The sequence below is a fragment of the Brevundimonas sp. genome (genome assembly GCF_044239655.1).
Taxonomy (GTDB): domain Bacteria; phylum Pseudomonadota; class Alphaproteobacteria; order Caulobacterales; family Caulobacteraceae; genus Brevundimonas.
On record NZ_JBIIAY010000140.1, the window covers coordinates 1 to 7,302 of the forward strand.

Here is a 7,302-nt window from a genome sequence, read left to right on the forward strand (position 1 = left end):
GGTGCAGGATCAGGGCGATCGGGGCGTTGGCGCGCTTGCCGGGTGAGTAGCGGCCCTCAATACGACCAGAGGCGCCGGGCAGGATGACTTCAGGCATGGGGCTCGAATAATCCGTTCAATCGTCGTTTCGCGGTCGGGGAATACTTGACCGTGGCGGTAGGACTTTATAAGTCCAGCCAGCGCACAGCGGCCTTCCTTAAAGGCGCGGCTCTTAGCACAGGGCCCCTGAAAAGCGCGAGATTTTTGAGTAGGTGCGATGCGTCTGTCGACCAAGGGACGATACGCCGTGATGGCGATGGCCGATCTGGCCAAGAACGGGCTGGGCTCGGACGGGTCCGCGCGCGCCGTCTCGCTGGCCGAAATCGCCACGCGTCAGGAGATTTCCCTAAGCTATCTGGAGCAGCTGTTCGCCCGGCTGCGCAAGGGCGGGCTGGTGCGCAGCGTGCGCGGGCCGGGCGGCGGCTATCGGCTGGCCAAGGGTGCGCATGAGACGGTGGTGTCGGAGATCGTGCTGGCGGTCGACGAGCCGATCCGGGCGACGCGTTGTGCCTCACACTCCTCGCCCAAGGGCTGCATGATGGCCGGCGAGCGGTGCATCACCCATAATCTGTGGGAAGACCTGGGCGACGAGATCCACCGCTATCTGGCCGGGGTTTCGCTGGAAGACGTGGTGATGAACCGCACGGGCGCGCGTCGGCGGTCCGGGGCCGGGCGGGCCGAACTGGAGGCCGCGGCATGAGCGGCGCGCCGGTCTATCTGGATTACAACGCCTCGGCCCTGGTGCGGCCCGAGGTTCTGGATGCGATGACCAGGGCCCTCGCCGACAACGGCAACGCCTCGGCGGTGCATGCGGCCGGGCGGCGGGCGCGGGGCCGGATCGAGACCGCGCGGGCTCAGGTCGCCGAACTGGTCGGGGCGGATCCGACAGCGGTGATCTTTACCTCGGGCGGGACCGAAGCGAATGCGCAGGGGCTGGCCAGTGCGCTGGCGGCCGGGTGCGAGCGAATGATCGTCTGCGCCACCGAACATCCGTGCATCGCCGAGGCGGCGATCGCCTCGGGCAAGCCGGTCAAGGTGCTTCCGGTCGATGGGCGGGGCGTGATCGACCTGAAGAAGCTGGCGGAGCTTCTGGCCAGACCGGGCCGGGCTGTGGTGGCGATCCATCATGCGAACAACGAAAGCGGCGTGATCCAGCCGATCGCCGAGGCGGCGCGTCTGGTCCGGGCGGCCAAGGGATGGCTGCACGTCGATGCGATCCAGTCGGCGGGCAAGATCACGGTGGATATCCGCGTGCTGGGTGCCGATAGCCTGACCCTGTCCGCGCACAAGCTGGGCGGGCCGCAAGGCGTCGGCGCGCTGGTGATGCGCGAGGGTCTGACGGCGGCCAAGATTCTGCACGGCGCGGGACAGGAACGCGGCCTGCGCGCAGGCACCGAGAACACGCCGGGCATCGTCGGTTTCGGCGTGGCGGCGGAAAGCGCGCGCAGCGGTCTGGCCGACGTCGAGGCGCATCGGGTCTGGCGCGATGCTGCCGAGGCGGTCGTGAAGGCGGCGGGCGCGACGATCGTGGGGGAGGGCGCGCCGCGTTTGCCCAACACCCTGTTTCTGGCCGTCAGCGACTGGGACAGCCCGCGTCAGCTGATCACGCTCGATCTGTCGGGCGTCATGGTTTCGGGCGGATCGGCCTGCAACTCGGGCAAGACCAAGCCCTCGCGGACCATACTGGCGACGGGGCGGATCGACCTGGCATCCGGGGGGCTGAGGGCGTCCGGGGGCTGGGGCACGACGGAACAGGACTGGCAACGGTTCGCCGATGTCTGGGCTGCCGCCTATGTCGCGCAGCAGGCGCGTCAGAATGAAAGGCAGGTCGCCTGATGGCCGCCGTCCAGGAAACTATCGACGCCGTCGCCGCACTGGAAAAGTACGAGCACGGCTTCACCTCGGACATCGAGACGGAATACGCCCCGCGCGGCCTCAGCGCCGACATCGTCCGCTTCATCTCCGAGAAGAAGGGCGAGCCGGAGTGGATGCTGGAATGGCGTCTGGCGGCCTATGAACGCTGGCTGGCGATGGAGGAGCCGACTTGGGCCTCGGTGAAATACGAGCCGGTCGATTACCAGTCGCTGTTCTATTACGCCGCGCCGAAGAAGAAGGACGGGCCCAAGTCGTTGGACGAGGTCGATCCCGAGATCCTGGCCATCTATGCCAAGCTGGGCATCCCGCTGGGCGAACAGGCCGTGCTGGCCGGCGTCGAGGGCGCGCCGCGATACGCGGTGGACGCGGTGTTCGACAGCGTGTCGGTGGTCACGACCTTCAAGGCCGAACTGGCGAAAGTGGGCGTGATCTTTATGCCGATCTCGGAGGCCTTGCGCGAATATCCTGATCTGGTGCGGCAGTATCTGGGGTCGGTGGTGCCGGTCTCGGACAACTATTTCGCGGCGCTGAACAGCGCGGTGTTTTCGGACGGATCGTTCGTCTACATCCCGCCGGGCGTGCGCTGCCCGATGGAGCTGTCGACCTATTTCCGCATCAATGCGAGCCAGACCGGCCAGTTCGAACGGACGCTGATCATCGCGGACAAGGGCAGCTATTGCTCCTATCTGGAGGGCTGTACGGCCCCGATGCGCGACGAGAACCAGCTGCATGCTGCGGTGGTCGAGCTGGTCGTGCTGGACGACGCCGAGATCAAATATTCGACGGTGCAGAACTGGTATCCGGGCGACGCCGAAGGGCGCGGCGGCATCTACAACTTCGTCACCAAACGCGCTGACTGCCGGGGCGACCGGTCCAAGGTCAGCTGGACCCAGGTCGAGACGGGCTCGGCGGTGACCTGGAAATACCCATCCTGCGTCCTGCGCGGCGAGGAGAGCTCGGGCGAGTTCTATTCGATCGCCATCACCAACGGACATCAGCAGGCCGACACCGGCACCAAGATGATCCACCTGGGCAAGAACTCTAAGAGCCGGATCATCGCCAAGGCGGTCTCGGCGGGGAAGTCGGACTCGACCTATCGCGGGCTGGTCTCTGTGCATCCGAAAGCGACGGGGGTGCGCAACTTCACCCAGTGCGACAGCCTGTTGATCGGCGGCGACTGCGGGTCGCACACCGTGCCCTATATCGAGGCGCGCAACGGCTCGGCCCAGCTGGAGCACGAGGCGACGACGACCCGCCTGTCCGACGACCAGCTCTTCTATGCCCAGCAGCGCGGGCTGTCGCAGGAGGAGGCGGTGGCCCTGCTGGTCAACGGTTTCGTCCGTGACGTGATGCAGAAGCTGCCGATGGAGTTCGCCGTCGAGGCGCAGAAGCTGGTGGCGATCTCATTGGAAGGGAGCGTGGGGTGATCGATCTCGCCAAGCTCCGTGTGGCGGTTCAGCAGGAGCTTGATGATTATCCTGTGCCGCCACCCCGTCACCCCGATCTTGTGGGCTCTGCGCTACCGGCGGAGTGGTTCGAGCGCGGTCTTGCGGAGATGCGGGAAGCACTGGTTGAGCCGTATGTGACCGAAGCGGTCTGGTTCGACAGTGTGGCCCAACAGCAAGTGTCACGGCCGGTCGCAGTAGTCGCCGACGACCAAGGCGCTCACGTCATCGCGCTCGATATCGAGGGCGACGAGTTTGAACTGTTTTTCCGGAGCGATGATGCGCTCCACTCAATGAATGTTCGCGGCGATGCCGTGGGCTGCTTCCTCGCTCGCTAGGCTGACCATGCTCTCCATCTCCAACCTCCACGTTTCCGTCGGCGACAAGCCGATCCTTAAGGGTCTGACGCTCGACGTTCCGGCGGGCGAGGTTCACGCCATCATGGGGCCCAACGGGGCGGGCAAGTCGACGCTGGGCTATGCCCTGTCGGGACGGCCCGGCTATGAGGCCGTCGAGGGGTCGGTCGAATGGCGGGGCGAGCGTCTGCTCGACCTCGACCCGGCCGAACGGGCGGCCAAGGGCGTGTTCCTGTCGTTCCAGTATCCGATCGAGATTCCCGGCGTGCCGGCCCTGACCTTCGTGCGCACGGCGCTGAACGCCCAGAAGCGGGCGCGGGGCGAGGAGGAGGTCTCGGCCCCCGCCTTCCTGAAGCTGGTCAAGGCGGCGGCGACGGCGCTGAAGATGGATTTCGACATGCTCAAGCGGCCGCTGAACGTCGGCTTCTCGGGCGGCGAGAAGAAGCGGATGGAAATCCTGCAGATGGCCCTGCTGGAGCCGTCGCTGCTGATCCTCGACGAGACGGATTCCGGCCTCGACATCGACGCCCTGCGGATCGTGTCGGAGGGGGTGAATGCCCTGCGTTCGCCGGACCGGGCCATGCTGGTCATCACCCACTATCAGCGGCTGCTGGACTACATCAAACCGGACCGGGTGCATGTGCTGGCGACGGGGCGGATCGTGGCCTCGGGCGGGCCGGAGCTCGCGCTGAAGCTGGAGGCGGAAGGGTACGACCAGTACCTGCCGGTCGCGGCGTGACGACGATCGACCTGAAGGACATCGCCACGATCCCGTCGCGGCGCGCCGAGGCGTGGAAGTATTCGGACCTGCGTCGCTATGTGCGTGACGAGCCGCCGCTGTCGCCCAAGCTACCTGAGGGTCAGCCGAGCGGCGGACCGTTCAAGGCGCTGACGAACAATGAGCTCTTGATCGCCAACGGCCTCATGAACTGGTGGCCCGACGACGATCTTGAGGACGGCATCGAGATCACCGAAAAGGCCGATCCGGGTGTCCCACGGCTTGCGGACGCGATGCCAATGGGCGCTCTGGCAGCAGCCAAGGCGCTGGAAGGCGTCCACATTATCACGTTCAAGGCTTGCGGCCCGCGCTCACTTGCCCTGCGCTGGCTGTCGGATGCGGTGAAGACCGGGCATCACGCGCGGGTCGGCGTGGTCGTCGAGGCCGGTGCCAAGGCAACGCTGCTGGAATCGTATGAGGGTTGGGGCGACGCCTATCTGGCCAACCATCTGCTGGAGGTCTTCGTTGAGGAGGGCGGCAGCCTCGAACGCATCGTCCTGATCGAGGAACCGGCCAGCGCCGTGTCGATCTCGTCGGCGGAGGTGCATCTGTCGAAGGGCGCGGCCTTTGGCCAGACGACATTGGCGTCAGGCGCAGCGCTGCAACGGCTGGAAACCCGTGTCGTCCACCCGGGTGAGGGTGCGTCGGTGCGTCTCGACGGCCTCTACACCCTGACCGGCGCCCGCCACACCGACCTGACCAGCGTCGTCTCGCACGGCGGGCTGAACGGCCAGACGTCGCAATTGACCAAGGGCGTGGTGCGCGACACCGCGCGGGGCGTGTTCCAGGGCAAGATCGTGGTCGAGCGCGGGGCGGATGGGACGGATGCGCGGATGGGTCACCATGCGCTGATCCTGGGCGAGCGGGCCGAGGTGGACGCAAAGCCGGAGCTGGTCATCTACGCCGACGACGTTCAGTGCGCGCACGGCAACACGGTCGGCAATCTGGACGAGAGCGCGCTGTTCTACATGCAGCAGCGCGGCATTCCGGTGGACGAGGCGCGGGCTCTGCTGACGCAGGCCTTTCTGATCGAGGTCGTGGACCGGATCGAACACGACGGCGCGAGGGAGGTGGTGCGGTCATGGCTGACGGAACGGCTTTAGTGGGCAGAACCTTCGATCCCCATGCGGTGCGGGCCCAGTTCCCGATCCTGTCGCGGACGGTGAACGGCAAGCCGCTGGTCTATCTGGACAACGCTGCCTCGGCCCAGAAGCCGCAGGCGGTGATCGACGCTTTGGTGGCCAAGATGGAGGGCAGTTACGCCAACGTCCATCGCGGTCTGCACACCCTGTCCAACGAGGCGACCGAGGCGTTCGAGGCGGCGCGCGAGATCGTGGCCCGGTATCTGAACGCGCCCCATCCCGACACCGTCGTCTGGACCAAGGGTGGCACCGAGGCGATCAATCTGGTGGCCAATGGGGTGGGCCTGTCCATCCAGCCGGGCGACGAGATCATCGTCTCGGAGATGGAGCACCACTCCAACATCGTGCCCTGGCATTTCCTGCGCGAGCGGCATGGCGCGGTGCTGAGGTGGATCCCGGTGCTGGACGACGGGTCGCTGGACATGGCGGCCTATGCGGAGATGCTCGGGCCGAGGACGAAGATCGTTTCCGTCACCCATATGTCGAACGTGCTGGGAACCATCAATCCGGTCGCGGAGATGACGCGGCTGGCCCATGCGGCCGGAGCGCGGGTCCTGATCGACGGATGCCAGGGGGCGGTTCACGCCTCGCCGGACGTGCAGGCAATCGGCTGCGACTGGTATGTCTTGACCGGGCACAAGCTGTTCGGGCCGACCGGGATCGGGGCCCTGTACGGCACGGCTGAGGCCCTGGAGAGCCTGCCGCCCTATCAGGGCGGGGGCGAGATGATCGCCGTGGTCGAGAAGGAGCGGATCACGTACGCCGCGCCGCCGCACCGGTTCGAGGCGGGGACGCCGCCGATCCTGGAGGCGATCGGTCTGGGGGCTGCGCTGACTTGGCTGTCGGCCTTCGACCGCCAAGCGGTCGCGGCGCATGAGCATGCTCTGTACGACCACGTCCGCAGCCGTACCGAGGGCCTGAACTGGCTGCGGGAGCTGGGTATGGCGGAAGGGAAGGGCGCGATCTTTACCTTCACGGTCGAGGGCGTCCATGCGCACGATCTGGCCCAGATCATGGACCGCTACGGCGTGGCCGTACGGGCCGGGATGCACTGCTGCGAGCCGCTGGCGAAGCGATTTGACGTTACGTCGAGCACGCGCGCCAGCTTCGCCCTATATAATACGACGGAGGACGCCGACGCCTTCGTGGATGCGCTGATCCGGGCGCGCGAGTTCTTTGTGTGATGACCGACGAGACGATTTCAAAGACTGACGCCTTTGCCGCTGCCTGGGATGAGCCCCAGACGAGCGCCCTGTCGCAGGCCGAGCTGAACACCCTGACCGACGACCTGATCGAGGCGCTGAAGACCGTCTATGATCCGGAAATCCCGGTCGACATCTATGAGCTGGGGCTGATCTACAAGGTCGATGTCAACGATGACCGCGACGTGATCGTCGAGATGACCCTGACAGCGCCCGGTTGCCCGGTGGCCGGCGAGATGCCGGGCTGGGTCGAGGATGCGGTGATGAAGGTGCCGTCAGTCAAGTCGGCCCGCGCCAACCTGGTGTTCGACCCGCCGTGGGATTCTTCCAAGATGAGCGACGAGGCCAAACTGGCCCTGAACATGTTCTGAGCGTGCGTAACCAATCCTCACCCGGAGCGCAGCGAACGGGGGAGGGGGACCGCGAAGCGGTGGAGGGGGCGACCCCAGACACGGCGTTCGTATC

The 7,302-nt window shown here is 66.3% G+C and carries 8 protein-coding genes and 1 pseudogene; 8 read left to right on the forward strand and 1 reads right to left on the reverse strand.

The window, feature by feature from the left end; translation table 11 throughout:
- A pseudogene (locus ACILQR_RS14610) lies at positions 1–97 on the reverse strand (alpha/beta hydrolase); the annotation flags it as partial.
- 159 nt (positions 98–256) lie between these two features.
- Between ACILQR_RS14610 and ACILQR_RS14615 the strand changes: the two are divergent.
- The 8 genes from ACILQR_RS14615 to ACILQR_RS14650 are packed head-to-tail and all read left to right on the forward strand — an operon-like array spanning position 257 to position 7,208.
- On the forward strand, positions 257–739 hold the full coding sequence (locus ACILQR_RS14615) for an Rrf2 family transcriptional regulator (RefSeq protein ID WP_395652119.1): 483 nt from the start codon (positions 257–259) through the stop codon (positions 737–739).
- On the forward strand, positions 736–1,875 hold the full coding sequence (locus ACILQR_RS14620; RefSeq protein ID WP_395652120.1) for a cysteine desulfurase family protein: 1,140 nt from the start codon (positions 736–738) through the stop codon (positions 1,873–1,875). The genes ACILQR_RS14615 and ACILQR_RS14620 overlap by 4 nt, the downstream gene beginning before the upstream one ends.
- Complete coding sequence (gene sufB, locus ACILQR_RS14625; protein ID WP_395652121.1) at positions 1,875–3,341, forward strand: Fe-S cluster assembly protein SufB; 1,467 nt, start codon at positions 1,875–1,877, stop codon at positions 3,339–3,341. The genes ACILQR_RS14620 and sufB overlap by 1 nt, the downstream gene beginning before the upstream one ends.
- On the forward strand, positions 3,338–3,697 hold the full coding sequence (locus tag ACILQR_RS14630) for a hypothetical protein (protein WP_395652122.1): 360 nt from the start codon (positions 3,338–3,340) through the stop codon (positions 3,695–3,697). Before sufB ends, ACILQR_RS14630 begins: the two co-directional genes overlap by 4 nt.
- Positions 3,698–3,704: 7 nt before the next feature.
- Positions 3,705–4,454 carry a Fe-S cluster assembly ATPase SufC gene (sufC, locus tag ACILQR_RS14635; protein WP_395652123.1) on the forward strand — a complete coding sequence of 250 codons (750 nt, stop codon included), beginning with the start codon at positions 3,705–3,707 and terminating at the stop codon, positions 4,452–4,454.
- Positions 4,451–5,596, forward strand: coding sequence for a Fe-S cluster assembly protein SufD (gene sufD, locus ACILQR_RS14640; RefSeq protein WP_395652124.1), 1,146 nt, complete (start codon positions 4,451–4,453; stop codon positions 5,594–5,596). Before sufC ends, sufD begins: the two co-directional genes overlap by 4 nt.
- A complete protein-coding gene (locus tag ACILQR_RS14645; RefSeq protein ID WP_395652125.1) occupies positions 5,575–6,819 on the forward strand; it encodes an aminotransferase class V-fold PLP-dependent enzyme in 1,245 nt (414 codons plus the stop codon). The genes sufD and ACILQR_RS14645 overlap by 22 nt, the downstream gene beginning before the upstream one ends.
- The gene (locus ACILQR_RS14650; RefSeq protein ID WP_395652126.1) at positions 6,819–7,208 is read left to right on the forward strand and encodes an SUF system Fe-S cluster assembly protein; all 390 of its coding nucleotides are present in this window, start codon (positions 6,819–6,821) and stop codon (positions 7,206–7,208) included. The genes ACILQR_RS14645 and ACILQR_RS14650 overlap by 1 nt, the downstream gene beginning before the upstream one ends.
- Positions 7,209–7,302 lie beyond the last annotated feature (94 nt).

Coding starts and splice junctions, on each gene's coding strand:
- ACILQR_RS14615 (WP_395652119.1), top strand. CDS start 257: ATGCGTCTGTCGACCAAGGGACGATACGCCGTGATGGCGATGGCCGAT.
- ACILQR_RS14620 (WP_395652120.1), top strand. CDS start 736: ATGAGCGGCGCGCCGGTCTATCTGGATTACAACGCCTCGGCCCTGGTG.
- sufB (WP_395652121.1), top strand. CDS start 1,875: ATGGCCGCCGTCCAGGAAACTATCGACGCCGTCGCCGCACTGGAAAAG.
- sufC (WP_395652123.1), top strand. CDS start 3,705: ATGCTCTCCATCTCCAACCTCCACGTTTCCGTCGGCGACAAGCCGATC.
- ACILQR_RS14645 (WP_395652125.1), top strand. CDS start 5,575: ATGGCTGACGGAACGGCTTTAGTGGGCAGAACCTTCGATCCCCATGCG.
- ACILQR_RS14650 (WP_395652126.1), top strand. CDS start 6,819: ATGACCGACGAGACGATTTCAAAGACTGACGCCTTTGCCGCTGCCTGG.